This window comes from Mesorhizobium sp. M4B.F.Ca.ET.203.01.1.1, from assembly GCF_004791025.1.
GTDB classification, from domain to species: domain Bacteria; phylum Pseudomonadota; class Alphaproteobacteria; order Rhizobiales; family Rhizobiaceae; genus Mesorhizobium; species Mesorhizobium abyssinicae.
In genome coordinates this window covers 156,715-182,789 of record NZ_SRUO01000007.1, presented here as the reverse complement: position 1 = coordinate 182,789, position 26,075 = coordinate 156,715, and the positions used below count along the sequence as shown (strand labels likewise).

Here is a 26,075-nt window from a genome sequence, read left to right as displayed (position 1 = left end):
GCCGCGACGATCGGAGCACCATATGCGCGCAAAGCGCCTAGCATTCCCTGCCATCCTTGTGCCAGCGCTGTTCCTGGTGGCTCCCGCCTTTGCCGTTCCGGCGCTGCAGGCGCATCGCGCGGTCTACGACCTGACCCTCAACAAGGCATCCGACCGCTCCGGCATAACCGGTATTTCGGGCCGCATGGTGTACGAGTTCAATGGCTCGCCTTGCGAGGGCTACACGGTGAAATTCCGCTTCGTCACCCAGATCGTCACCAACGACAACACGCGCCTGACCGATCAGCAGACGACCACTTTCGAGGATGCCGAAGGCAAGACGTTCTCCTTCGTCACCAAGTCCTTCGTCGACCAGAACCTCGACAAGGAGGTCAAGGGCATGGCGACCAGGGAGGCCAAGGGCCTCAAGGTCGACATCGACAAGCCCGAGAAGAACAGCCTGGAGCTCGCCGCCACCCAATTCCCGACCCAGCATCTGGTGGAACTGATCGGCAAGGCCGAGAAGGGCGAGAGCTTCTACGAAACCAACCTGTTCGACGGGTCGGAAGACGCCAACAAGGTGATGACGACGACGGTCGTCGTCGGCAAGAAGACCGACGCCGACAAGACCGACCCGGAAGCGCCGGCGCTGGCCAAGCTCGCCGCCGACAAGTACTGGCCGGTCGACATCGCCTATTTCGACGAAACCGACAAAAGCGGCGAGGAGGTGCCGGAGTACCGGATCAGCTTCAAGCTGCACGAAAACGGCATCACCCGCGACCTGGTCATGGACTATGGCGACTTCTCGATGACCGGCAAGCTGGTCAACCTGTCGCTGTTCGACCAGTCGAAACCCTGTCCCGCATCGAAATAGCCAGAGGGCAAATCGTCTCGTCGGGGCCGTCGGCGCTGAAGAGGGAAGCGGCAAGCTTGATGGCGATCTATGTCGACGCGGCGATCTGGAAATGGGCCGGCCACCGCTGGTGCCATCTGATGGCCGACGACACCGACGAACTGCATCGCTTCGCCACCGAACTCGGCCTCAAGCGTTCGTCCTACCAGGGGCCGCCCAAGACATCGGCGCCGCACTATGACATAACCGGCTTCGAGCGCGACCGGGCCGTGCGGCTTGGCGCCATCGAATGCAGCCGCGAGGAGATCGTTGCGATCTTTCGCCGCGTGCGGGTGCCGAACGGGAAGATACGGCCATGACGCTGACGGCATTTCTGGCTTACTGCGCCGCGATCACGCTCGCCGCCGCCACGCCCGGCCCGGCAATGTTCGCGGTCATCACCAACGGCGTCTCGCGTGGCTTTGTCCGCGCCTTCATGGCCGGTGTCGGCATTGCCGCCGGCGACGCGGTGCTGGTGATCCTGGCGCTGCTCGGCCTGGTGGCGCTGGCCCAGACCTTCGAATGGGTGTTCCTCGTCCTGAAATATGCGGGCGCTGCCTATCTGGTGTTCCTCGGCATCAGGATGTGGCGCTCGGCGGCTGCTCATGCGGAGGCGGCGCAGGCACCCCAGGCAAGGCTCTCCCGCTCGTTTTTCCTTGGCGCCTCAATCGCACTCGGCAATCCCAAGGCAATCCTGTTCCACGCCTCGATCATGCCGCTGATCCTCGACCTCGACACCATGACGTTCGCCGACGGGCTGCTGGTTGTCGCGGTCGTGATCAGCGTCAACATCGTCACCATGGGCGTCTACGCGGCACTCGCCGGGCGGGCCTCAGGCTGGTTCACGACGTCCAGGCGCATGCGGCTGATGAACAGGTTTGCCGGCGGCGCCATGATCGGCACGGGTGCGCTGATCGTCGCACGCTGATCGGCAGACGGCCGGGGCGCTTGCGTTTGTCGCGCATCCCCTCTATATGCGCGCTCATTCCACACACGGACTTTGGTGTCTGCCCGGGAGAAATCCGGCTGAAACCTCCGGTGGCGTTCGAGGACCACGGTCCGAAAATGCCTGTGTCCGTGGAGGCCAACCGGAAAGGAACTTGAGAATGGCTCTGCCTGATTTCAGCATGCGTCAGCTTTTGGAAGCTGGCATTCACTTCGGCCACCAGACCCACCGCTGGAACCCGAAGATGGCGCCCTACATCTACGGCGCCCGCAACAACATCCACATCATCGACCTGTCGCAGACGGTGCCGCTGCTGAACCAGGCGCTCAAGCAGGTGTCGGACACCGTCGCCAAGGGCGGCCGCGTGCTGTTCGTCGGCACCAAGCGCCAGGCGTCCGAAATCGTCGCCGACGCCGCGCAGCGCTCGGCCCAGTACTACGTCAACTCGCGTTGGCTCGGCGGCATGCTGACCAACTGGAAGACGATCTCGAACTCGATCCAGCGCCTGCGCAAGCTCGACGAGCTGCTGGCCGGCGAGGCCCAGGGCCTGACCAAGAAGGAACGCCTCAACCTCGACCGCGAGCGCGAGAAGCTCGACAAGGCGCTGGGCGGCATCAAGGACATGGGCTCGACGCCGGACCTGATGTTCGTCATCGACACCAACAAGGAAGCGATCGCCATCCTCGAGGCCAAGCGTCTCGGCATCCCGGTCGTCGCCATCATCGATTCGAACTGCGACCCGGACAAGATCGACTTCCCGATCCCCGGCAATGACGACGCGGCCCGCGCCATCCAGCTTTACTGCGACCTGATCGCCAAGGCTGCCATCGACGGCATCGCCCGCCAGCAGGGCGCGCTCGGCGTCGACATCGGCGCCTCGGTCGAGGCTCCGGTCGAGCCGGCGCTCGATGCTCCGGCGGCCGAGACCCCGGAAGCATAAATAGCGAAGGCCGGTTCCGGCCTTCATCTTTCCAATATCTTGGCGCGCTAAGCGCTGTCGCCGGGCGCATCATCGAGAATCGATGGTGCGTCGGCGCATTTGAAACAAAGAGGCGACAATGAGCATTTCGGCTGCACAGGTCAAAGAACTCCGCGACTTGACCGGCGCGGGCATGATGGACTGCAAGGCGGCGTTGAACGAGACCAACGGCAACATGGAAGAGGCCGTCGACTGGCTGCGCAAGAAGGGCATCTCCAAGGCCGACAAGAAGGCCGGCCGCACCGCCGCCGAGGGCCTGATCGGTGTCGATTCCGGCGTGCGCGAGGCTGCGGTCGTCGAGGTCAATTCCGAGACCGATTTCGTCGCCCGTAACGCTGCCTTCCAGGAAATCGTCGCCAACGTCGCCAAGGTGGCGCTCGCCTACGGCACCACCGAAGCGGTGGCCGCCGCCAAATATCCGGGCTCCGACAAGTCGGTCACCGAGACCATCAAGGACGCGGTCGGCACCATCGGCGAGAACATGGGCTTCCGTCGTTCGGCCAAGCTCAGCGTGCCGCACGGCGCGGTGGCGACCTATGTGCACAACGCCGTCGCCGACGGCCTCGGCAAGCTCGGCGTGCTGGTGGCGATCGAGACCACCGGCAACGAGCATGCCGCCAACGCCTTCGGTCGCCAGGTCGCCATGCATGTCGCCGCCACCAACCCGATGGCTCTGACCGCCGAGCAGATCGACCCGGCGGCCGTCGAGCGCGAGAAGGCGATCTTCTCCGACCAGGCGCGCCAGTCCGGCAAGCCGGAGGCGATCATCGAGAAGATGGTCGAAGGCCGTCTGCGCAAGTTCTACGAAGAGGTCGTGCTCCTCAAGCAGGCCTTCGTGCTCAATCCCGACATCACCGTCGAGAAGGCGCTGAAGGATGCCGAGAAGGAGATCGGCGCGCCGGCCAAGATCACTGCCTATCTGCGCTTCGCGCTCGGCGAAGGCATCGAGAAGGAAGAGACCGATTTCGCCGCGGAAGTCGCGGCGGCGGTCAAGAAATAGCCGAAGCACAAGTAAGGCTACAGAGCTCAGGCAGCACGGCCGGGCGTCCGCGAGGATGCCCGGCCGATTTCTTGTGCGGTATCGATGAAGGCCCTGAGCTTCGGCGCCATCGACGCCCGGCGCGGGAAATAGAGGAACAGGCCGGGTTCCTCTATCGCCGATTGCGGCAGGATCTGCACAAGGCGGCCGGCGGCGATGTGAGCGCGCACCAGCGGCTCGAAGACGTAGATGATGCCGACCCCGGCAAGCGCGAGGTCGATCGCGGCGAGCGAATCGGTGACGACTGCCGTGCCGTGCGTCTCCACCGAGACGTCCTTGCCGTCCTCGCTCAGGTCCCAGCGATAGAGCGCGCCGCTGCGCACGAGGCGGTAGCCGACGCAATTGTGGCTGGCGAGATCGGCCACGCTGGCGGGACGGCCGCGCCGCCCAACATAGGCCGGCGAAGCGGCCATCACGGCGCTGAATGGCGGCGTCAGCCGGACCGCCACCATGTCCTGCGCGATCATCTCGCCCAGCCTGATGCCGGCGTCGAAACCTTCGCCAACTATGTCGACGAGGCCCTGATCGGCAAACAGCTCGACGGTCACGTCCGGATAGCGTTCCGCCATTGCCGCCACCACGGGCGTCACCGCCAGGGGGATGGCGATATGGGAGACATTGATCCTGAGCAGCCCGGCCGGACGGCCGCCGATGCCGCGGATGCGGTCCATGCGTTCGGCGATGTCCTGCAGGGCAGGGGCCGCCGTCTCGATCAATGCCTTGCCGGCCTCGGTCAGCGAAACGCTGCGCGTCGTGCGGGCGAACAGCGGCTGGCCGATCCTTTCCTCGACAAGACGCACCGCATGGCTGACCGCCGACGGGCTCATGCCGAGCTCCGCCGCGGCAAGCGCGAAGCCGCCGCGCCGCGCCACGGCGACGACGACAGGCAGATGGCTGAGCAGATCGCGATCCATTGCTGAACGATATCGCATAGTCATTGCGAACAATGCAATCTTATCGATTCCGGCACATCAGCCCACATTGTCGCCAGAACCATCGGCAGCGGGCTGATGCACGAGGAGAAGATGAAATGAATGCGTTGAAGCACGTCACTTTCGCGGCCGGCATTGCGCTGGCGCCGGTCGATGCCGGCGGAGCGGAATCGTCCGACTGGCGCGCGCTCGCCGATGAGCGCACCATCATCCGCATCGCCGACGCCATCGACCGCGCCGTCGACGCACAGGACTGGCCGCTTGCCCGCAGTTACTTCGCGGATCGCGTCACGGTGGACTTCAGCAGCCTCTCCGGACAGCCGCCGGCCACCATCCCTTCCGACGAGTTGATCGGCACATGGTCGGCGAACCTCAAGGCAAGCAAGACCAGCCTGCACCTGCGCACCAACCACCAGGTGGCATTCGACGGCAATGGCGCCACAGTGTCGTCGAACGGCTACGCCTGGAACCGGATGGAAGGCAATGGCGACCCGCTCTGGGAAGTCTGGGGCACCTACGAACACCACCTGGCCCGCACGCAAGCCGGCTGGAAAGTGGATGGGTTCACGTTCCGCATGACGCATGAGCGCGGCAACCCGTGGGTCAAGGCCACTCCCGGCCGCTGAAAGGCGGCGTCAATCTGGATCGGAACAACACCATGACCATGAGCTACTACACGCTCGGCAACAGCGGCCTTCGGGTAAGTCGTCTCGCACTCGGCACCATGACGTTCGGCACCGAATGGGGCTGGGGAGCCGACCGGGAAACCGCCCGCTCGATGTTCGACGCCTATGTCGAGGCAGGCGGCAATTTCTTCGATACCGCTGACCTCTACACCAATGGCACGAGCGAGACCTGGCTCGGCGAATTCGTCGCCGAGCGCGGGCTGCGCGACAAGGCAGTGATCGCCACCAAGTTCACCATGAACACCGAGCCCGGCAATCCAAACAGCGGCGGCAATGGCCGCAAGAACATCATGCGCGCGGTGGAGGCCTCGCTCAGGCGACTCGGCACGGACTATATCGACCTCTACCTGCTTCACGTCTGGGACCGGCTGACGCCGGCCGAAGAGGTCATGCGCACGCTGGACGACCTGGTGCGCGCGGGCAAGGTGCGCCATATCGGCCTGTCGGACGTGCCGGCCTGGTATGCCGGTCGCGCCCAGGCGATTGCCGAATTGCGCGGCTACGAGCCGGTTTCGGCCTTGCAGCTCGAATATTCGCTCGCCGAACGTTCGATCGAGCATGAGTTCGTCCCCTTCGGCACGCGTCACGGGGCGGGCATCATGGTCTGGAGCCCGCTGGCCAGCGGCTTGCTCAGCGGCAAGTATCGGCCGGCGCAGGCCGGAAATGCCGGCCGGCTCGATGGGTTCCGCAACACCACCCATCCGGGGTTCCAGAAATTCACCGAGCGTAACTGGAAGATCGTGGCGGAGCTCGAAAAGGTTGCCGCCGAACTCGGCCGCAGCATGCCGCAGGTGGCGCTCAACTGGGTGGCGACGCAGCCGGGCATCGCCTCGGTCATCCTCGGCGCCACGAAGCTCGGCCAGCTGCAGGACAATCTCGGCGCGCTGGATTTTTCGATTCCCGCCGATCTTCGCGGCAGGCTGGACGAGGCGAGCCGGTCCCCCGCGCCATTCCCCTATTCCTATTTCGGTTTCGAGATACAGGGCCGCGTCACTGGCGGCGCCACGACAGGCGACAAACCTGCGGGCTATGCGTCGCCGGTGCTCATCGAAGGCGAAGCCGTCAGCGTTGCCAGCGACTGATTGGCCGCAGCCGGCGGGCGGGGATTGCGCAGGGGCGCCGCGTGACATCGCGGCGCCCTTCGTGTATCGGAACTCGCATCGCGCCGCTGTTTTGGCGCGGCGCCTGCGCGAGGGCGGCCACCCCAGGCGCATCACACGCACAATGACGAGGTTCAGATGACGGCGAAGCCCCTCTACCGACGTGTCTTGCTGAAAGCGTCGGGCGAAGCGTTGATGGGCGAGCAGCATTTCGGCATCGATGTCTCGGTCGTCGACCGCATCGCCGCCGATATCGCCGAGGCGCGCGCGATGGGCATCGAGGTCGGTGTCGTCATCGGCGGCGGCAACATCTTTCGCGGCGTGGCGGTTGCGTCCAAGGGCGGCGACCGCGTCACCGGCGACCACATGGGCATGCTTGCCACCGTCATCAACTCGCTGGCGCTGCGCACTTCGCTGAACAAGATCGGCGTCGAGGCCGTGGTGCTGTCGGCGATCGCCATGCCGGAGCTTTGCGAGAGCTTCTCCCAGCGCCAGGCCACCGCCTACATGAATCAGGGCAAGGTCGTCATCTTCGCCGGCGGCACCGGCAATCCGTTCTTCACCACCGATTCGGCCGCGGCGCTGCGCGCCGCCGAAATCGGCGCCGACGCGCTGTTCAAGGGCACCCAGGTGGATGGCGTCTACTCCGCCGATCCCAAGAAGGACCCCGACGCGACCCGCTTCGAGCGCATCAGCCATGCCGAAGTGATCAAACGCGGGCTTTCGATCATGGATACGGCAGCGATTGCACTTGCGCGCGAAAACAACATTCCGATAATCGTCTATTCGATCCACGAGAAGGGTGGTTTTGGCGAGATTCTGAGGGGCGGCGGCCGCTGCACGGTCGTTGCGGACGATTGATCCGGAGCGTGATCCGAACCGGAAGCCCGCTAATGAAAGCGACAGCCGGTTTTCGGAACGATGCTCGAGCACGGGGCCGTTGCCCTGAACAGTGAACCCGGCAAACGGGTCGAGGAGACGATGATGAGTGGTGAGTTCGACGACCTCAAGCGGCGCATGGACGGGGCGATCGCCGCGTTCCGGCATGATCTTGCCTCGCTGCGCACCGGGCGCGCGTCCAGCAACCTGCTCGACGCGATCCAGGTCCAGGCTTACGGCACCTCGATGCCGATCAACCAGGTGGCGAACGTATCCGTGCCGGAGCCGCGCATGCTTTCGGTGTCGGTCTGGGACAAGGCGATGGTCGGCGCCGTCGACCGTGCGATCCGCGAATCCAATCTCGGCTTCAACCCGATCGTCGACGGCACCAATCTCAGGATCCCGCTGCCCGAACTCAACGAGCAGCGCCGCAAGGAACTGGTCAAGATTTCGCACGGCTATGCCGAGAATGCCCGCGTCGCTGTCCGCCATGTCCGCCGTGACGGCATGGATTTCCTCAAGAAGGCCGAAAAGGACGGCAATATCGGCGAGGACGATCACCGCAAGCGTTCCGACCAGGTGCAGAAACTGACCGATGAGATGATCAGCACCATCGACCATCTGCTTTCCGATAAGGAAGCTGAAATCATGCAGGTTTAGGGTCGGTCCTTCACCGGCCCGAAAGCGAGACCATGGCAACGCCCGCGCATGTCGCGATCATCATGGATGGAAATGGACGCTGGGCCAAGGCGCGCGGCATGCCGCGGCTTGCCGGCCATCGCGCCGGCGTCGAGGCCTTGCGCAAGACGGTGCGCGCCGCGCCTGGCCTCGGTATCTCGTTCCTGACCGTTTACGCCTTCTCGTCGGAAAACTGGTCGCGGCCCAAATCCGAGGTCAGCGACCTGATGGGCCTCTTGAAGCTGTTCATCCGCCGCGACCTTGCCGAACTGCACCAGAACGGCGTGCGGGTGCGAATCGTCGGCGACCGGTCAGGACTGCAGCCGGACATCAGGGGCCTGCTCCAGGAAGCCGAATCGCTCACCGCCGGCAACGAGTCGCTGACGCTGGTCATCGCCTTCAACTATGGCGGGCGTGACGAAATCGTGCGCGCGGCGCGCAAGCTTGCAGCCGCGGCCGTGCGCGGCGAGATCGACAGCGAGGCGATCACGGCGGAGTCCTTTGCCGGCGCGCTCGACACCGACGGCATTCCCGATCCCGAACTGGTCATCCGCACCAGCGGCGAGCTCAGGTTGTCCAACTTCCTCTTGTGGCAAGCGGCTTACAGCGAGCTGGTGTTCCTGCCTTGCTACTGGCCGGACTTCAGCCGCGAGCACCTGGCCGACGCGCTGCGCGACTTCGCCAGCCGCGAGCGCCGTTTTGGCGGGCTTGCCGCCCAAGACGTCGCTTCGTGAGCGGCGGCCAGATGAGCAACCTCCAGCTGCGCGTCATCTCGGCGCTCGTGCTGGCCGCCGTCACGCTCGGGCTCACCTGGCTCGGCGGCTTGCCGTTCCGCTTTCTCTGCACCTTCATCGTCTCCACCATTTTCTATGAGTGGTCACGAATGGCGCGCCCGGCAACCGGCGGTTCCCTGGGCTTCCTGCCGGAGGCGCTGCTGCTGGCCTTCATCGGCTTCCTGATAGCCGGCGTGCCGGCATCCTGGCTGCTCTCGCTCGTCGTGGTCATAGTTGTGGTCACGGCCGCCAGCGCTCAAATGCGCGGGGCGGCGCAATGGGATGCCGCCGGGCTGGCCTATGCGTCTCTCTCCGGCCTGTCGCTGGCGATGCTGCGCGACGGCGACCATTCCGGCCTGATTGCCATCCTCTTCCTGTTCGCCGTCGTCTGGGCGACCGACATAGCGGCTTATTTCGTCGGTCGCGCCGTCGGCGGCCCCAAGCTGGCGCCGTCGATCTCGCCCGGCAAGACGCAGAGCGGGGCGCTCGGCGGCGCCATTGGCGGCGTGATCGCGGGTGTGCTTCTGGCTTCGGTGGCCGGGGTCGGCAATCTCGGCATCCTTGGCCTTGTCGCCCTGGCTTTGTCGGTCGTCTCGCAAGCTGGCGACCTTTTCGAATCCTGGGTCAAGCGTCGCCATGGGCAGAAGGACTCGGGAAACCTGATACCCGGCCATGGCGGCGTCATGGACAGGGTGGACGGGCTTGTCGCGGCGGCGTTCGCCCTGTACGTCATCGGATGGATATCGGCGGGCGCCGATCATCCGGCACAGGGGCTGTTTCCGGTTTGAACCGCATGTCGTAGGGCGAGAGACGGGCTGCGCCACGGATTCGCCTGGATTGATGTCACAGTCGCGGCACGGCCTGCGTCGCGCACGATCTTGAGGACACGACTTGAACGAGATTCTTCACGCGTTGTTCAGCACGGAAGGCTTCGTCCTCGGCACGCTGGTGCCGTTCCTGTTCGTGCTGACCGTGGTGGTCTTCGTGCACGAAATGGGTCACTACCTCATCGGCCGCTTGTGCGGCATCGGCGTCAAGGCCTTTTCGATCGGCTTCGGCCCCGAGCTCTTCGGCTTCAACGACAGCCACGGCACGCGCTGGAAGCTCTGCGCCATACCGCTTGGCGGCTATGTGAAGTTCGTCGGCGACATGAATGCCACGTCGAGCCAGCCGAGCGCCGAGGACCTGGAAACGCTGAGCGCTGCCGAGCGCGCCGTCGCCTTCCACACCCAGCCGATCTGGAAGCGCGCAGCCACGGTGGTGGCGGGGCCGCTGTTCAATTTCCTGCTGACGATCGCCGTCTTTGCCGTGCTGTTTTCCGTCTATGGCCGCCCGGTGCTGGATCCGATGGTGGCCGAGGTTGTCGCCGGCAGCCCGGCCGAGAAAGCCGGCATCCTGCCCGGTGACCGATTCGTCAAAGTCGATGGCAGCACGGTCGAAACCTTCGCCGACGTCCAGCGCCTGGTTCAGGGTCGCGCCGGCGACGCCATCGCCTTCACCATGCTGCGTGGCGGCAAGGAGATCACGCTCACGGCGACGCCGGAGCCGATGGAGCAGCAGGACGCGCTGGGCAACAAGATCAAGGTGGCGGTGATCGGCGTCGCCAACAGCACGGAACTCGGCCAGCCGCGCGTCATCACCTACAATCCGGTCGGCGCGGTGGGAGCGGCCGTCGAAGAGACCGGTCACGTCATTCAGCGCACCGGCCAGTTCCTGCAGCGTTTCCTCGTCGGCCGCGAGGACAAATGCCAGCTGGGCGGGCCGATCAAGATCGCGAAAATGTCGGGGCAGGCGGCAAAACTCGGCTTCGAGTGGCTTGTGCAGCTTGTTGCTTTCCTGTCAGTGGGGATAGGAATTCTCAACCTGTTGCCGATTCCCCCTCTCGACGGCGGCCACCTGTTGTTCTACGGCGTGGAGGCGGTCATCCGCCGGCCGGTGTCGGAACGGATGATGGAAATGGCCTATCGGGCCGGGCTGCTTCTGGTGCTCGGCTTCATGGGGTTCGTATTCTGGAACGATCTGTTTGGATGCTGAAATCATGAAGAAATTTGGCTTCAGCAGCCGCAATGTTGAGACGCCGTTTACCATGCACAGGGGTAAGGCGTGACGCGAAAGCCACGCACCAGGGTTAAGTAATTACAAATTAACCAGAAGCCTTGCGTGTAGGGAAAATCCGGTTAATACGGTATGGGAAAATTACCGCACGTCCGGTTTTCTCGCCGTGGGGACTACGAGAAAAGGTACAAAAGCCCGATGAAGGCAGCATCCAAGTTTCTGAGCGCCGCGTCCGCGGTGGCTTTGTCCGCCGCTCTGGTTGTGCCAGGCGCGCTCGCAGTGCAGTTCGTTGCCACATCAGCTGCCGAGGCGGCCGTTGTCTCCAGAGTCGAGGTGACGGGCAATCAGCGTGTCGACGCCGACACCATCCGCAACTACATCCAGATCAAGCCCGGCAAGGCCTTCTCCAGCTCCGACATCGACGATGCGGTCAAGGCGCTGTTCGGCACCGGACTGTTCTCGGATGTGCAGATCAACCAGGTCGGCTCCTCGCTGGTCGTCAAGGTTTCTGAATACAAGGTCGTGAACCAGGTCCTGTTCCAGGGCAACAAGAAGCTCAAGGACAATGCACTGGCAGTCGCCGTGCAGCTGAAGCCGCGCGGCACCTTCTCCCAGCAGACGCTCGATTCGGACGTCGATGCGGTGAAGGCTGCGTATCGCCGCATCGGCCGCGACGACGCCGCCGTGACGACGCAGATCATGGAACTCGGCGACAACCGCGTGAACGTGGTCTTCAACATCAATGAAGGTGGCCGCACGCAGATCGCCGCGATCAATTTCGTCGGCAACAGCGCCTATTCGAGCCGCCGCCTTTCGGACGTCATCGCCACCAAGCGTTCGTCCTGGCTTTCCTTCGTGCTGCGCGACGACGTCTATGACGAGGACAAGCTGCGCGCTGACCAGGAACTGCTGCGCCGCTTCTACTACAATCACGGCTATGCCGACTTCCAGGTCGTCTCCGCGGTCGGCGAGCTCGACGACACCACCAACAAATACACGGTCACCATCACCGTCCAGGAAGGCGATCGCTACACGTTCGGCGACGTCAGTGTCGAAAGCACCATCCCCGAGGTCGACTCGAAGGCGCTGGAATCGGTGGTCGAAACCCATAAGGGTGACGTCTACAACGCCAAGGACGTCGAGGACTCCATCATCGCGCTGACCGAGAAGGTTGCCGGTTCCGGCTATGCCTTCGCCCAGGTGACGCCGCGTGGCGACCGCAATTTCGAGAACCACACGATTTCGGTCGTCTATACGATCGACCAGGGCACCAAGGCCTATATCGAGCGCATCGAAATCCGCGGCAACGACCGCACGCGCGACTATGTCATTCGTCGCGAGTTCGATGTGAGCGAAGGCGATGCCTTCAACCAGGTGCTCATCCAGCGCGCGAAGAAGCGCCTGGAAGCGCTCAATTACTTTGACAAAGTCGACATCTCGACGGTGCCGGGCTCGCAGCCCGACCAGGTCGTGCTGGTGGTGGATGTGGTCGAAAAGTCGACCGGCGAGTTCTCGGTCGGCGCTGGCTACTCGACCGGCGGCGAGACGGCGGGGCCGTCCGTCGAAGGCTCGATCACCGAGCGCAACTTCCTCGGCCGCGGCCAGTACATCAAGATCGCGGCGGGCGGCGGCAAGAACTCGCGCGACTACAGCTTCTCCTTCACCGAGCCCTACTTCCTCGGGCGCCGCATCGCGGCCGGCTTCGACGTGTTCCAGCAGACGCGCAACTACGATCACTACGACAGTGAGACGTTGGGCGCGACCGTGCGCTTCGGCCTGCCGATCACCGACAACATCTCGACGCAGCTGGCGTACAACATCGCGCAGGAGAAGTATAAGCTCGACAGTGGTTGCGATGACACGCCGCAAGATGGGATTCCGGACGCGGATTGCGATATCTCGGCGGCGATCGTTCAGGGTATTGACGAAAGTCCGTGGATCAAGTCGTCGGTCAGCCTCGGCCTGACCTACAACACCATCGATGACATGAAGAACCCGCATGAAGGCATCTATGCCAATGTGACCACGGAAGTGGCCGGCCTCGGCGGTGATGCCAAGTTCGTCAAGGTGACGGGCCGCGGCAGTGTCTACCAGACCCTTTCCGAGCAGTTGGATCTGGTCGGCCTGATCTCCGGCGGTGCCGGCCACATCGAAGGCTATGGCGACGACGGCTTGCGTATCTTCGATCACTTCCAGAGCAGCGACCGCATGATTCGCGGCTTCGCCTATGGCGGCATCGGACCTGTTGCCACGGGCACCAGTGGCGATCACCTCGGCGGCACCACCTATTTCAATGCCTCGGCGGAAGCCCAGTTCCCGCTGCCAGTTATCCCGGAAAGCTTCGGCCTGCGCGGCGCGGTCTTTGCCGATGCGGCAACGCTCTATGGCAGCAAGGTCGATACCGCCCTGGTCGATCAGTCGACGACCGACATGAAGCTGCGCGCTTCGGTTGGTGTCGGCCTGATGTGGGCTTCGCCTTTCGGCCCGATCCGCATCGACTACGCGGTGCCGGTCAAGAAGCAACCGACCGACGACGTGCAGGAATTCAACTTCGGCATAGCGACCCGTTTCTGATCCGCGGGTAACAATGCTTCCGGGCCGCGTTGCGGTCCGGAAGAGTGATCCGACCAAGCTGGATATTGCTTCTGGAATGACCGATCCGGTGTTCTTCGCGCCATCACGCCGGTATACGGCAGGCGAAGTCGCGAATCTGACCGGCGCCCAGCTTGTCGATTCCGCCCAATCCCATATTGCCATCGAAGCCCTGGCGCCGGCCAATGAAGGCGGCAAGGACGCGCTCGTCTTCGTCGACGGCAAGCGCAATTTCGCCCTTATGCCGTCGCTCAAGGCTGCGGCGGTTCTCTGTCCGGCGGACTTCGCGAGCAAGGCTCCGGCAGGCGTCGCGGTCCTCACCCATCCGCGCCCGCAGCAGGCGTTCGCGCTGGTCGGGCGCCTGCTGTTTCCGCAAGCGGCCACACCCGGGCCCATGACCGGCGAAACCGGCATCTCCCCGCATGCCCACATAGACCCGTCGGCGCATGTCGAGGCCGGCGCCGTTGTCGAGGCCGGCGCGGTCATCGGTCCGCGCGTCTCGATCGGCAGCGGCACCATCATTGCTCCGCATGCGGTCATCGGCCATTCCTGCCAGATCGGCCGCGACGGCTATGTCGGCCCGGGCGCCAGCGTGCAGTATGCGCTGATCGGCAATCGCGTCATCATCCATGGCGGCGCCAGGATCGGCCAGGACGGCTTCGGCTTTGTCGCCGGCGCCAAAGGGCCGGAGCGCGTGCCGCAGATCGGTCGCGTCGTCATCCAGGACGATGTCGAGATCGGCTCGAACACCACCGTCGATCGCGGCGCCATGTCCGATACAATCATCGGCCAGGGCACCAAGATCGACAATCTGGTGCAGATCGCCCACAATGTCCGCATCGGCCGCAATTGCATTATAGCCGGACTTTCGGGTATTTCGGGTTCCGTCGTCGTCGGCGACGGCGTCACCATGGGCGGCGGCGTCGGCCTCGCCGATCATTTGACCATTGGGCCTGGGGCCAAGCTTGCAGCGAGAAGCGGATTCATGAGCAACGTCCCGGCGGGCGAGATCTGGGGAGGCTATCCGGCGCAGCCGATGGCCGAGGCCATGCGCGAGATCGCGATGCTGCGCAAGCTGGCCAGGACCCGCAAACAGGGCGATGGGAATGGCTGACATGGTGGCGACGCTCGAGGCGGTCGACATATTGGGGCTGATGAAGCTCCTGCCGCATCGCTATCCGTTCCTGATGATCGATCGCATTGTCGACATCGACGGCGACGATTCCGCCGTCGGCATCAAGAACGTGACCATCAATGAGCCGCATTTCCAGGGCCATTTCCCGGATCAGCCGGTGATGCCGGGCGTGTTGATCGTCGAGGCCATGGCGCAGACCGCCGGCGCCATCTGCATCCGCAGCCTCAACGCTGAAAAACCCTCGCTGGTCTATTTCCTGACCATCGACAATGCCAAGTTCCGCAAGCCGGTCGTCCCCGGCGACCAGTTGAAGATCCACGTCAAGAAAATCAAGAAGCGCGGCAACCTGCTCAAATTCGCCTGTGAAGCCCTGGTGGACGGCGCCAAGGCCGCCGAAGCCGAGATTTCGGCGATGATGGTCACCGGCTGACGATCGAAATGCTCATGACAATTCAGACATTCATCCATCCTTCCGCCGTCGTCGAAGATGGCGCCGCCATCGGCAAGGGCGCCCGCATCGGGCCGTTCTGCCATGTCGGCGCCGACGCCGTGATCGGCGACCGCGTCGAACTGGTCAGCCATGTCTCGGTGATGGGCGCGACCACCGTCGGTGCCGGTACCAAGGTCTATCCGATGGCGACGCTGGGCGCGCCGCCGCAGAACACCAAGCACAAGGGTGGCCGCACGACGCTGGTGATTGGCGAGAACTGCACGATCCGCGAAGGCGTCACCATGCATCTCGGCACCGATTCCAGCCGTGGCGAGACGACGGTAGGGGACAATGGCAATTTCCTCGCCTATGCCCACATCGCCCATGACTGCGTCGTTGGCAAGAACGCCACCTTCGCCAATGGCGCGACGCTCGGCGGCCACTGCGAGATCGGCGACAACGTCTATATTGGCGGCCTCACCGCCGTTCACCAGTTCGTCCGCATCGGCAACAACGCCTTCATCGGCGGCTGTTCGGCAGTCGTCGGCGATGTCATTCCCTATGCGATTGCCGTCGGCAACCGCGCCAGCCTTCGCGGCCTCAACATCGTCGGCCTAAAGCGCTCGGGCCTGCCGCGCGCCGAGATCCACCTGTTGCGCAAGGCCTACCGGACGATCTTCGACCGCTCGCGGACCGTCGGCGAGAACATCGAGTTCGCCAAGGCGGAATTCGCCTCCTCGCCGACGGCCATGAAAATCATCGATTTCATCGCCAGTCGCGGCAAGCGGCACTATGCCGTCCCGTCGCTCAAGGGCGGCGACGGCGACGATGCCGATGACGAAGGCTGAGGCTGCCGGAGCCAAGCTAGACCTCGCGCCGGGCTCCAGGGTCGGCATCATCGCCGGCGGCGGCAGCCTGCCGGTGGAAGTCGCGGCCAGCCTGGCAAGGCAAGGGCACCCGCCCGTCATCATCGCTGCCGAAGGCGAGGTCGACCGCAAGCAGGACCTCGCCGGCTATGAGGCCGAGCAACTCGCGCTCGAAGACTTCGGCTCGCTGGTCCCGTTGCTCAGGCGCAAGCGGATCAGCCATCTCGTGCTGGCCGGCGAGATCAGGCGCAGGCCGAAATTAAGCGCCATGCGGCCGAGCCTTGGCCTGCTGGCGGTCGTGCCGACGGTGGTGATGGGGCTGGCGCGCGGAGATGACGGCCTGCTGCGGATCCTGACGCGCTTTCTGGAAAAGCGCGGCATCAAGGTCGTCGGAGCGCATGAGATCGTGCCCGAACTACTCGCCGGCAAGGGCCCTTTGACCCAGGCTGAGCCAAGCAAAGCCGACTGGCGTGACATCGAGGCGGCCAGGGTGGCCGCGAAGGCGATCGGCGCGCTGGATATCGGCCAGGCTGCCATTGCCATCGGCGGCCGGGCGATCGCGCTGGAAGGCATAGAGGGCACCAACGGACTGCTCGAGCGGACCAGGCAACTGCGCGACCATGGCCGGCTCGCCGGCAAGACCCGCGGCGTGCTTGTCAAATGCGCCAAGCCCGGCCAGGAATTGCGCGCCGATCTACCAACCATCGGCCCGCGGACGGTCGAGGCGGCGCAAGAGGCAGGGCTGGCAGGGATTGCCGTGGAAGCCGGCCGCTCGCTGATCCTTGAAGGTCCCGATACGATCGCGCGCGCCAATGCGCTCGGCCTTTTCATCATCGGCCTGCCCGCCGAGGAGCCGGCTCATGGCCACTAGCAAGTCGTTGAAGGTCGCCGTCGTCTGCGGCGAGGAATCGGGCGACCTGCTGGGCGCCGACATCGTCGCGGCGCTGAAGCGGACGACGGGCCGGGATGTTCAGCTTCTCGGCATCGGCGGTCGGCATTTGCAGGCGCTCGGCCTGAAATCCCTGTTCGACGGCAGCGAGATCGCGCTGATGGGGTTCAGCGCGATCCTGCGCGAGCTGCCGCGCCTGATCAGGCGGATCGGCCAGACGGCAAGCATGATCGCGGCCGAAAAACCCGACTGCCTCATCACCATCGACAGCCCGGATTTCTCGCTGCGCGTGGCGAAGAAGGTGCGTGCCGCCAACCCGTCGATTCCAATCGTCCACTATGTCTGCCCGAGTGTCTGGGCATGGCGACCGGGCAGGGCGGTGGCGATGAAGCCCTATGTCGACCATATCCTGTGCATCCTGCCTTTCGAGGTGAAGGCGCTCGCCCGCCTCGGCGGTCCGCCTGGCACCTATGTCGGGCATCGCCTGGCGCGGGATCCTGGCGTGCTTGGCGCAGCCAAGGCGCAAGGGCTCCCCCGGGACCTGGCGGGGGATCGCGTCAAGACGCTGCTGGTGCTGCCGGGTTCCCGTCGTGGCGAAGTACGCCGGCTAATCGAGCCGTTCGGCAAGACGATGTCGATCCTGCGCCAGCGCGGGCATCGCCTGCGTCTGCTCTTGCCGACCGTGCCGCACGTCGCCGAGCTGGTCAGGGCTTCGGTCGCCAGTTGGGACGACAAACCGGAGATCATCGTCGAGCCCGAACGCAAATGGCAGGCGTTCGGCAAGGCCGATGCCGCGCTGATCGCCTCGGGAACGGTATCGCTCGAACTGGCCCTGTCGGGCGTGCCGATGGTGTCGTGCTACAAGCTCGATCCCGTCGCGCGGCTGGTCATGCCGCATCTCATTTCCGTCTGGTCGGCGCTGCTGCCCAATCTGATCTCGGACCGGACCCTGGTTCCGGAGTTTTACGACCAGTATGTCCTGCCGGAGAACCTCGCCCGGCAACTGGAGACGCTGTTTTCCGACACCGGCATGCGCGCCTGGCAGAAGGACGGGTTCGCCGAGATCGCGCGACGCATGGCGACGGACAGACCGTCAGGCGATATCGCCGCAGAGGTCGTTCTGCGACACATCAAATAAAAGGCGCCCTCGCGGGCGCCTTTTTCAACCATTTCGCTCGGGCGCGATCAGCGCTTGGCGATCGGCACGTAGTCGCGTTCGGCGGCACCCGTGTAGAGCTGACGCGGCCGGCCGATCTTCTGGTGCGGATCCTCGATCATCTCCTTCCACTGCGCGATCCAGCCGACGGTGCGGGCGACCGCGAACAGCACGGTGAACATGGTGGTGGGGAAGCCCAGCGCCTTCAGCGTGATGCCGGAATAGAAGTCGACGTTCGGATAGAGCTTCTTCTCGATGAAATAGGCGTCGGTGAGCGCGATCTTTTCCAGCTCCATGGCGATGTCGAGCAACGGGTCGTCCTTGATGCCGAGCTCGCCCAGCACCTCATGCGCGGTCTTCTGCATGATCTTGGCGCGCGGATCGTAGTTCTTGTAGACGCGATGGCCAAAGCCCATCAGCCGGAACGGATCGTTCTTGTCCTTGGCGCGGGCGATGAATTCCGGGATGTGGTCGACATGGCCGATCTCGCCCAGCATGTTGAGCGCCGCCTCGTTGGCGCCGCCATGCGCCGGGCCCCACAAGCAGGCGATGCCGGCGGCGATGCAGGCAAACGGATTGGCGCCCGATGAGCCGGCAAGACGCACCGTCGAGGTCGAGGCGTTCTGCTCGTGATCGGCGTGCAGGATGAAGATGCGCTCCATGGCGCGCGCCAGCACCGGATTGATCTTGTACTCCTCGCACGGCACCGCAAAGCACATGTGCAGGAAGTTGGCGGCGAAGTTCAGCTCGTTCTTCGGATAGATGAAGGGCTGGCCGATGTGGTACTTGTAGGCCATCGCCGCGATCGTCGGCATCTTGGCGATGAGCCGCATCGAGGCGACCATGCGCTGGTAGGGATCCGAAATGTCCGTCGAGTCGTGGTAGAAGGCCGACAGCGCGCCGACCACGCCGCACATGACAGCCATCGGATGCGCATCGCGGCGGAAGCCGGTGAAGAAGCGCGACATCTGCTCATGCACCATGGTGTGGCGCGTCACCCGGTAATCGAAGTCGTCCTTCTGCGCCTTGGTCGGCAATTCGCCGTAGAGCAGCAGGTAGCAGACCTCGAGGAAGTCACCATGCTCGGCGAGCTGGTCGATCGGATAGCCGCGGTGAAGCAGGATGCCGGCGTCGCCGTCGATGAAGGTGATGGCCGACTCGCAGCTTGCCGTCGAGGTGAAGCCAGGATCGTAGGTGAAGGCGCCGGTGGTGCTGTAGAGCGCGCCGATGTCGATGACGTCGGGCCCGACCGAACCGCTTCGCACCTTGAATTCATGCGTCTTGCCGGCGAGTTCCAGCTTGGCGGTCGACTCGCGCGGGTTGGCCCCCAAGTCCAGTTTTGTTGCAGCTTCGCTCATTAGAAACTCCTTCTTGTTTCCTCATGCCGGCAAGGCAAATTCCTGCAAAACGACACGTCGAAATCACCGGAATGCGCGAACTCGCCACCGCATTTTAGGAGGTGCGTGCCAGATTGGGCCAAGGCCTAATGTTGCACTGCGAAACGCGCCTTTCAATGCCAATCTTCTTGGGCCAGTTCGCTCCTAATCGATTTGATCCGCGATGCGCGCCAGGCTTTCCTCGCGGCCAAGCACGGCAAGCACGTCGAACACGCCGGGCGACGTGCTCCTGCCGGTCAGCGCGGCTCTCAGCGGCTGCGCCACGGCGCCGAGCTTGTGGCCGCCGGCTTGCGCGAAGTCACGGATCGCGGCCTCGGCGGTAGCTGCCGTCCAGTCGCCAGAGACCGCCGTCAGCGTCGCATGGGCGCCACGCAGAACGGCGCGCGCCTCGCCGGAAAGCAGCGCCGCCGCCTTCTCGTCGACCGGCAACGGCCGCTCGGCAAACAGGAACCCCGCGCCGTCGACCAGTTCGACCAGCGTCTTGGCGCGCTCCTTGAGGCCGGGCAGGGCCGCGAGCAACTGCGCCTTCTTCTGGTCGTCGAGCCGGGCGGCGAGCGCCGGGCCGCCTTCGAGATAGGGCAGGGTGGCGACGAAGATGTCGAACAGCGCATGATCGTCCATCTTGCGCATATGCACGCCGTTCAGCGCCTCGAGCTTGGCGAAGTCGAAGCGGGCGGCGCCCTTGTTGACGTCGCCGATGTCGAACCAGCCGATCATGTCCTTGATCGACATGACTTCGTCATCGCCATGGCTCCAGCCGAGGCGGGCGAGATAGTTGAGCAGGGCCTCCGGCAGATAGCCCATCGAACGATAGGCCTCGACGCCGAGCGCGCCATGCCGTTTCGACAGCTTGGCGCCGTCGGCGCCATGGATCAGCGGAATGTGCGACATCGACGGCACATCCCAGCCCATGGCGTTGTAGATCACCGTCTGGCGCGCTGCGTTGGTCAGATGATCGTCGCCGCGGATGATGTGGGTGACGCCCATGTCGTGATCGTCGACGACGACGGCGTGCATGTAGGTCGGGTTGCCGTCCGAGCGCAGGATGATGAAATCGTCGAGGTCCTTGTTGGGAAAGCGCACCTCGCCCTGCACGCGGTCATGCACGACGGTCTCGCCTTCGGCCGGCGCCTTGATGCGGATGGCACCCTTGAGGCCGGGAGGCGCCTCGGACGGGTCGCGTTCGCGCCACTGGCCGTTGTAGCGCGGCGGCAGGCCCTTGGCCCGCGCCGCCTCGCGCATCGCCTCGAGCTCCGCGGGCGTCTCGTAGCTGTAATAGGCCTTGCCCAGGCGCACGAGCTCCTCCGCGACCTCGCGATGGCGCGGCGCGCGCTCGAACTGCGACACGGCCTCGCCGTCCCATGACAGGCCGAGCCAGGTCAGCCCGTCCAGGATGGCAGCGGTCGCCGCCTCGGTGGAGCGCTCGCGATCGGTGTCCTCGATGCGCAGCAGCATGGTGCCGCCGGTGTGCTTCGCATAGAGCCAGTTGAACAGCGCCGTGCGCGCCCCGCCAATGTGCAGGTAGCCTGTCGGCGAGGGGGCAAAACGGGTGACGACCTTGTCGGACATGGCACTCTCAGGCTGGCAGAGGAAGCGGGCGTGGTGGCGCGGACTTTCGCGTTTTCGGCGTTCATGTAGCATAGGAGGTCTGGGGCGCAAGGGGCAGACCTGATGGCTGGACGAGGCCGGGGCGCGGAGGAGGGCGAGGGGACGACAGCTGGCGTCAGCGAGCGCCTGCTGTTTGTTGACATGCTGCCTGCCGATGCCGCGCCGGTTTCGCTTCCGGAGCCGCGTCCGGCCAAAGAGATTTTGCCGCCCGATGGAGGTGGATTCGGCCCGGCCTCGCCAACGGCAACCATCACGCGGCTCCGCAAGCAGGTTGGCCGCGTCTCATGGCCGGCGTTTCACCGCAGCATCGGCAACGCTGCCACGACCGAGCTTGATCGCGGCATCGGCTTTCTGCTGGTGCCGGTGTTCCTGGCGACCGGCGTGATCTTCTATTTCTCGCTGAACGCCGAGCCGGATCTCTACAGGCCGCTTGCGGCGGTGGCGCTCATGGCCGTCTGCGCGCTGGTTTCGCGCTCGCGGCCAAGGACGCATCTCCTCTTCATGGCGGCGTTCTTTTGCGCCCTGGGCTTTCTCGCCGCAAAGGTCGAGACCTGGCGCGCCGCGACGCCTATGCTCGGTTCCGAGATCCAGACCCGCCTGACCAGCCGCCTCGTCAGCCTGGAGGAGATGGAGAACGGCCGCGTCAGGCTGACCATCGATGTGATCTCCACCGCCCACCCAAAACTGCGCTACGCGCCGGAGCGGGTCAGGCTTTCGGCGCGGAAAGTACCCGCCGACATGACCGCCGGCTCGCTGCTGACGGGCTATGCAAGGCTGCTGCAGCCGACCGGCCCGGTGCGGCCGGACAGCTACGACTTCTCCTTCGACAGCTATTTTTCGGGCATTGGCGCCAGCGGCTTTTTCCTCGGCAATCCAAAGACAATAGCCAGCGAAGAGGCACCAGCGACGGCGCGCCTCGCTTCCGCGATCGAGAAGGCGCGGGAGAGCATCGCCGACCACATCCGCGGGCTGGTTGGCGGCCCCGAGGGCGAGATCGCGGCGGCGCTGATCGTCGGCGTGCGCGCAGGCATTCCCGATGAGATCAACGAGGCGATGCGGCGCACCGGCATCTACCACATCATCTCCATCTCCGGCCTGCACATGGCGTTGGTTGCCGGCACCATCATGCTTCTGCTGCGCGGCGCCTTCGCGCTGTTTCCCGACTTCGCCTCGCGCCGGCCGGTCAAGAAATATGCCGCCGCCGCCGCGCTGGTCTCGATCGCCGCCTATCTCGTCTTCTCCGGCATTGTGGTCGCCGCCGAACGCAGCTTCATCATGCTGGCGGTGATGCTTGTCGCCGTGCTGTTCGACCGGGCCGCGCTCACCATGCGCAATCTGGCGATCTCGGCCATCGCCGTCATTCTTGTGTCGCCGCACGAAGTGGTCGGCCCGAGTTTCCAGATGTCGTTCGCCGCCACCGCCGCCCTGGTCGGCGCCTATGCCGGCTGGTCGGACTATCGGGCCGACAGGACGACCGCGCCGCCGCCGAAGCGATCGTTCCTTCACTTTGCGTCACGAAAGCTGGTGATGGGTATGGGCGGCCTTGCCATGACCTCAATCATCGCCGGCAGCGCTACGGCGCTCTTCGCGATCTGGCACTTCCAGCGCGTGTCGCCGCTCAGCCTGCTCGCCAACCTGGCCGTCATGCCGATCGTTTCGGTGGTCATGTTCCTGGGGGTCGCCAGCGCCCTGACGATGCCGTTCGGTCTCGACTGGCCATTCCTGTATCTGATGGGCAAGGGCCTGACCGCGATGATCGCGATCTCCGGGTGGATCTCCGAACGCTCGCCGGTCGATGCCGTCGGGCTGATCTCCATTCAATCGGTGCTTTTCGTGACGATAGCGCTGGTCATCGCGACCATGGCCACGACCTGGCTGAGACTTGCGGCGATCCCCTTCGCTCTGGCCGGCCTGCTGACGGTTTCAAATACCCGCACGCCCGATGTGCTGATCTCGGAGGATGCGCATCTGGTGGCGATGCCGATCGGCGGCGGCGAGCTCGCCGTCAACCGGGCGCGGTCGAATGAATTCACCACCGACAACTGGAAACGCGCGCTGGTGGCCGAGACCGTCGTCGAGCCGGAGACCTTCGAGACAGGGGATGCACGCTTCGATATCGATCCGCTCGACCTGCCGCCTGGCTCGCCATTCTACTGCAGGGACGGACTGTGCCTTGCCCGGCATCCGTCCGGCGCAATCGTGGCGCTCGCGGAAAACCGCAAGACGGCGCGGCCGGCCTGCGCCTTCGCCGACCTGATCGTCATCGACGACGCCACCGCCTACAGTCCCTGCTGGAATTCGCTGGCCCTCGTCGTCACCAAACGCCAGCTCGCCCGCTCAGGCAGCGCCGCCGTCTTCTTCGATCCGCAATCGGCGACCGCGCAAGCAACAATCCGCTACGCGGTCGAAAAGCCCTACCGGCCATGGCACGAGCAGCGCAAATACTCTCGCGAGGCGAGGGGACTGCCGCCATACCAGAGACCCGAAAGACCGGTGGTCAAACTGGCGCCGTCCGCTCAGTAGCGCCGGATCAGGCCGACCAGCTTGCCTTGCACCTTGACCCGGTCAGGGCCGAAGATGCGGGTCTCATAGGCAGGGTTGGCGGCTTCGAGCGCGATCGATGCGCCCTTGCGGCGGAAGCGCTTCAGCGTCGCCTCTTCCTCGTCGACCAGCGCCACAACGATCTCGCCGGGGCTCGCCGTGTCGGCGTTGCGGATGATGACCGTGTCGCCGTCGAAGATGCCGGCCTCGATCATCGAGTCGCCCTTCACCTCCAGCGCATAATGCTCGCCGCCCGAGATCATGTCCGGGGGCACCGAGATCGAATGCGTCTGGTGCTGGATGGCGTCGATCGGCACGCCGGCGGCGATGCGGCCCATTACCGGGATCGACACCGCCGACACAGCGTCGTCGTCATTGCTGGGGGTGCGCGACGGCGACGCCGGTTTGATCTGCCGGCCGAGATTGCCCTGTCCGAGGCTTCCCTGGATGACGCTCGGCGAAAACTTCTTCGCGGCATTGAGGCCAGGCGCGATCGAATCGGGCAGGCGCAGCACTTCCAGCGCACGCGCCCGGTTGGGCAGCCGGCGAATGAAGCCGCGCTCCTCAAGCGCAGTGATCAGCCGGTGGATGCCCGACTTCGAAGCCAGATCAAGCGCCTCCTTCATCTCGTCGAAAGAGGGCGGAATGCCGCTTTCCTTCAGCCGTTCATGGATGAACATCAGGAGTTCATGTTGTTTGCGCGTCAGCATGGCGGCCCCCACGGGTTCTGAAACCAGAATCAGAAAAACAAACCCAGAACAAACACTATCTGTTCCAGTTGTGTTCCGCAACCGTTTAAAGTTTAATGAATGCGTTGACGTTTTGTTCAGCGTAGCATCAGAACGCGACAAGCGTCGCCGACGGCGGCGGCCGGGGCGAAGGGCTCTCGCACCACGAGGCCATTGGCGTCGGCGAGCATGCGCAGCATCGAGGAGTCCTGGATGCCGAAGGGCGTCGCAACCAGTGAGCCGGCTTCTTCGCGGACGACGGCCCGCACGTAATCCTGCCTCAGATCGTTTGCCTGCATCGCGGCGCCCAGCCGCGCCTCGCGAATGTCCTGGGTGAACGCGCGGCCACCGAGCCGCGCCAGCAACGGCTTCAGGAACAGCTGCGAACAGACCAGGCTCGCCACCGGATTGCCGGGCAGGCCGATGCAGCGCGCGGGTCCCAGCCGGCCGAACATCAGCGGCTTGCCCGGGCGCATGGCGATCTTCCAGAAATCGAGCGTCATGCCTTCGCCGGTCAGCACGCCGTGAATGAGATCGTGGTCGCCGACCGAGGCGCCGCCAAGCGTCACGATGACATCGGCCTGCTGCTCGACGGCCTGCCTGACCAGCGCGGAGATCGCTTCCCTGCGGTCGGCGGCAATGCCGAGATCGAGCGCGCGGGCGCCGACCGATTGCGCAGCGGCGGCGACGCCATAGGCGTTGGACGAGATGATCTGATCGGGACCGAGTTCGCTGCCGGGTGGCAGCAGTTCGTCGCCGGTGGCGATGATGGCGACCAGCGGCCGCTTCACCACAGTGAGGCGCGGGTGGTTGGCGGATGCCGCCAGCGACAGTGCCGCCGGATCGAGCAGCCGGCCCTTTTCCAGCAGCACATCGCCTTCTACGAAGTCGAGCCCGGCGCGGCGGATGTTGCGCCCTTCAGCGGTCGGCTCGGTCACTTCGATCGTGCCGCCGCCGAGATCCTGCACATTCTCCTGGATGACGATAGTGTCGGCGCCTTGCGGCACCGGCGCGCCGGTGAAGATGCGCACGGCTTGCGCCGTGCCGACGCTGCCTTCGAAGCCGCGGCCGGCCGGCGCAATGCCGATCACCGAAAGCCGCGCCGGCACGGATGCCACATCGGCGGCGCGCGTCGCATAGCCGTCCATGGCTGAGGCGTTGAAGGGCGGCTGCGTGCGCAGCGCCACCACAGGCTCGGCCAGGACTCGGCCAGCGGCGTCGATCAGTGCGACGCTTTCGCTGGCCCGCGGCGCCGCGCCATCCAGCAGGCGCTCGAGCGCCTCGGCCACAGGAACCAGCGCCATCAGGCGCCCGCCCCGGCCGACTTGTAGTCGCCGGACTCGCCGCCGGTCTTTTCGACCAGCCTGATGCCGGAGATCACCATGGCGCGGTCGGCGGCCTTGGCCATGTCGTATATGGTGAGGCAGGCGACAGAGGCCGCCGTCAACGCTTCCATCTCGACGCCGGTCTTGCCGGTGACACGGGCAAGCGCGGTGACCTTGAGGCCGGGCAGCGACTTGTCCGGTTCGATATCGACGGAAACCTTGGTCAGGAGCAGCGGATGGCAGAGCGGGATCAGCTCATGCGCGCGCTTGGCCGCCATGATGCCGGCGATGCGCGCGGTGCCCAGCACATCGCCCTTCTTGGCATCGCCGGCAAGGATCATCTCAAGCGTTTCGGCGCGCATCGAGACAAAGCCCTCGGCGATCGCGGTGCGCACCGTTTCGGCCTTGTCGCCGACGTCGACCATGTTGGCTTCGCCAGAGGCGCCAAGATGGGTGAGGGCGGCCGCCAT

24 protein-coding genes and 1 pseudogene are annotated in these 26,075 nt (G+C 64.9%); 19 read left to right on the top strand and 6 right to left on the bottom strand.

Features of this window, described 5'->3' with window-relative positions; translation table 11 throughout:
* The first annotated feature begins 22 nt into the window (after nucleotides 1–22).
* The 5 genes from EN846_RS17600 (at nucleotide 23) to tsf (ending at nucleotide 3,796) form a co-directional block, all read left to right on the top strand.
* Nucleotides 23–853, top strand: coding sequence for a cell envelope integrity EipB family protein (locus tag EN846_RS17600; RefSeq protein ID WP_127286031.1), 831 nt, complete (start codon nucleotides 23–25; stop codon nucleotides 851–853).
* 59 nt (nucleotides 854–912) lie between these two features.
* Nucleotides 913–1,191, top strand: coding sequence for a DUF4031 domain-containing protein (locus EN846_RS17595; protein WP_126054457.1), 279 nt, complete (start codon nucleotides 913–915; stop codon nucleotides 1,189–1,191).
* Nucleotides 1,188–1,799 (top strand): LysE family translocator, encoded by a 612-nt coding sequence (locus EN846_RS17590; protein WP_127286032.1) that lies wholly within the window; start codon nucleotides 1,188–1,190, stop codon nucleotides 1,797–1,799. The genes EN846_RS17595 and EN846_RS17590 overlap by 4 nt, the downstream gene beginning before the upstream one ends.
* Before the next feature lie 178 nt (nucleotides 1,800–1,977).
* Complete coding sequence (gene rpsB, locus EN846_RS17585) at nucleotides 1,978–2,757, top strand: 30S ribosomal protein S2 (protein ID WP_127286033.1); 780 nt, start codon at nucleotides 1,978–1,980, stop codon at nucleotides 2,755–2,757.
* A 118-nt stretch (nucleotides 2,758–2,875) separates the two neighbouring features.
* Nucleotides 2,876–3,796, top strand: a complete 921-nt coding sequence (tsf, locus tag EN846_RS17580) for a translation elongation factor Ts (protein WP_127286034.1) — start codon at nucleotides 2,876–2,878, stop codon at nucleotides 3,794–3,796.
* Nucleotides 3,797–3,822: 26 nt separating this feature from the next.
* Here the strand turns inward: tsf and EN846_RS17575 are convergent, their stop codons facing one another.
* Complete coding sequence (locus EN846_RS17575) at nucleotides 3,823–4,749, bottom strand: LysR family transcriptional regulator (protein WP_127393699.1); 927 nt, start codon at nucleotides 4,747–4,749, stop codon at nucleotides 3,823–3,825.
* Nucleotides 4,750–4,865: 116 nt separating this feature from the next.
* Here EN846_RS17575 and EN846_RS17570 point away from each other — a divergent pair, with 116 nt between their 5' ends.
* The 13 genes and pseudogenes from EN846_RS17570 to lpxB all read left to right on the top strand — a co-directional run bounded on the left by EN846_RS17570 (nucleotide 4,866) and on the right by lpxB (nucleotide 17,988).
* The gene (locus EN846_RS17570; protein WP_127393700.1) at nucleotides 4,866–5,393 is read left to right on the top strand and encodes a nuclear transport factor 2 family protein; all 528 of its coding nucleotides are present in this window, start codon (nucleotides 4,866–4,868) and stop codon (nucleotides 5,391–5,393) included.
* 32 nt (nucleotides 5,394–5,425) lie between these two features.
* Entirely contained in the window at nucleotides 5,426–6,535 is a 1,110-nt protein-coding gene (locus EN846_RS17565; RefSeq protein ID WP_135858418.1) for an aldo/keto reductase, read from the top strand.
* Between the two features lie 156 nt (nucleotides 6,536–6,691).
* Nucleotides 6,692–7,414 carry a UMP kinase gene (pyrH, locus tag EN846_RS17560; RefSeq protein WP_128346962.1) on the top strand — a complete coding sequence of 241 codons (723 nt, stop codon included), beginning with the start codon at nucleotides 6,692–6,694 and terminating at the stop codon, nucleotides 7,412–7,414.
* A gap of 123 nt (nucleotides 7,415–7,537) precedes the next feature.
* Nucleotides 7,538–8,092, top strand: a complete 555-nt coding sequence (gene frr / locus EN846_RS17555) for a ribosome recycling factor (RefSeq protein WP_127286039.1) — start codon at nucleotides 7,538–7,540, stop codon at nucleotides 8,090–8,092.
* A gap of 20 nt (nucleotides 8,093–8,112) precedes the next feature.
* Nucleotides 8,113–8,844: pseudogene (locus EN846_RS17550) on the top strand (isoprenyl transferase); the annotation flags it as partial.
* An 11-nt stretch (nucleotides 8,845–8,855) separates the two neighbouring features.
* Nucleotides 8,856–9,671 carry a phosphatidate cytidylyltransferase gene (locus tag EN846_RS17545; protein ID WP_127391654.1) on the top strand — a complete coding sequence of 272 codons (816 nt, stop codon included), beginning with the start codon at nucleotides 8,856–8,858 and terminating at the stop codon, nucleotides 9,669–9,671.
* 103 nt (nucleotides 9,672–9,774) lie between these two features.
* A complete protein-coding gene (gene rseP, locus EN846_RS17540) occupies nucleotides 9,775–10,917 on the top strand; it encodes an RIP metalloprotease RseP (RefSeq protein ID WP_127391653.1) in 1,143 nt (380 codons plus the stop codon).
* Between the two features lie 219 nt (nucleotides 10,918–11,136).
* Complete coding sequence (bamA, locus tag EN846_RS17535; protein WP_127286427.1) at nucleotides 11,137–13,512, top strand: outer membrane protein assembly factor BamA; 2,376 nt, start codon at nucleotides 11,137–11,139, stop codon at nucleotides 13,510–13,512.
* Between the two features lie 76 nt (nucleotides 13,513–13,588).
* On the top strand, nucleotides 13,589–14,644 hold the full coding sequence (gene lpxD, locus EN846_RS17530; RefSeq protein ID WP_127286426.1) for a UDP-3-O-(3-hydroxymyristoyl)glucosamine N-acyltransferase: 1,056 nt from the start codon (nucleotides 13,589–13,591) through the stop codon (nucleotides 14,642–14,644).
* Nucleotides 14,637–15,095, top strand: coding sequence for a 3-hydroxyacyl-ACP dehydratase FabZ (gene fabZ / locus EN846_RS17525; protein ID WP_127286425.1), 459 nt, complete (start codon nucleotides 14,637–14,639; stop codon nucleotides 15,093–15,095). The genes lpxD and fabZ overlap by 8 nt, the downstream gene beginning before the upstream one ends.
* Nucleotides 15,096–15,109: 14 nt before the next feature.
* Nucleotides 15,110–15,943, top strand: coding sequence for an acyl-ACP--UDP-N-acetylglucosamine O-acyltransferase (gene lpxA / locus EN846_RS17520; RefSeq protein ID WP_127286424.1), 834 nt, complete (start codon nucleotides 15,110–15,112; stop codon nucleotides 15,941–15,943).
* Nucleotides 15,930–16,832 carry an LpxI family protein gene (locus tag EN846_RS17515; RefSeq protein ID WP_187331307.1) on the top strand — a complete coding sequence of 301 codons (903 nt, stop codon included), beginning with the start codon at nucleotides 15,930–15,932 and terminating at the stop codon, nucleotides 16,830–16,832. The genes lpxA and EN846_RS17515 overlap by 14 nt, the downstream gene beginning before the upstream one ends.
* On the top strand, nucleotides 16,822–17,988 hold the full coding sequence (lpxB, locus tag EN846_RS17510; protein WP_127310102.1) for a lipid-A-disaccharide synthase: 1,167 nt from the start codon (nucleotides 16,822–16,824) through the stop codon (nucleotides 17,986–17,988). Before EN846_RS17515 ends, lpxB begins: the two co-directional genes overlap by 11 nt.
* A gap of 47 nt (nucleotides 17,989–18,035) precedes the next feature.
* On the opposite strand, the gene gltA is transcribed toward lpxB, so the two are convergent.
* Nucleotides 18,036–19,364: a citrate synthase gene (gltA, locus tag EN846_RS17505; RefSeq protein ID WP_127285805.1), complete on the bottom strand. Its 1,329-nt coding sequence runs from the start codon at nucleotides 19,362–19,364 to the stop codon at nucleotides 18,036–18,038.
* Nucleotides 19,365–19,547: 183 nt separating this feature from the next.
* Nucleotides 19,548–20,972 carry a glutamate--tRNA ligase gene (gene gltX, locus EN846_RS17500; protein WP_127391652.1) on the bottom strand — a complete coding sequence of 475 codons (1,425 nt, stop codon included), beginning with the start codon at nucleotides 20,970–20,972 and terminating at the stop codon, nucleotides 19,548–19,550.
* A gap of 102 nt (nucleotides 20,973–21,074) precedes the next feature.
* Between gltX and EN846_RS17495 the strand changes: the two genes are divergently transcribed.
* Nucleotides 21,075–23,534, top strand: a complete 2,460-nt coding sequence (locus tag EN846_RS17495) for a ComEC/Rec2 family competence protein (protein WP_127391651.1) — start codon at nucleotides 21,075–21,077, stop codon at nucleotides 23,532–23,534.
* Here the strand turns inward: EN846_RS17495 and lexA are convergent.
* The 3 genes from lexA to moaC all read right to left on the bottom strand — a co-directional run bounded on the left by lexA (nucleotide 23,528) and on the right by moaC (nucleotide 26,075).
* The gene (gene lexA / locus EN846_RS17490) at nucleotides 23,528–24,262 is read right to left on the bottom strand and encodes a transcriptional repressor LexA (protein ID WP_126054478.1); all 735 of its coding nucleotides are present in this window, start codon (nucleotides 24,260–24,262) and stop codon (nucleotides 23,528–23,530) included. The genes EN846_RS17495 and lexA overlap by 7 nt on opposite strands.
* 116 nt (nucleotides 24,263–24,378) lie before the next feature.
* A complete protein-coding gene (glp, locus tag EN846_RS17485; protein WP_127285808.1) occupies nucleotides 24,379–25,584 on the bottom strand; it encodes a gephyrin-like molybdotransferase Glp in 1,206 nt (401 codons plus the stop codon).
* Entirely contained in the window at nucleotides 25,584–26,075 is a 492-nt protein-coding gene (moaC, locus tag EN846_RS17480) for a cyclic pyranopterin monophosphate synthase MoaC (protein ID WP_127285809.1), read from the bottom strand. Before moaC ends, glp begins: the two co-directional genes overlap by 1 nt.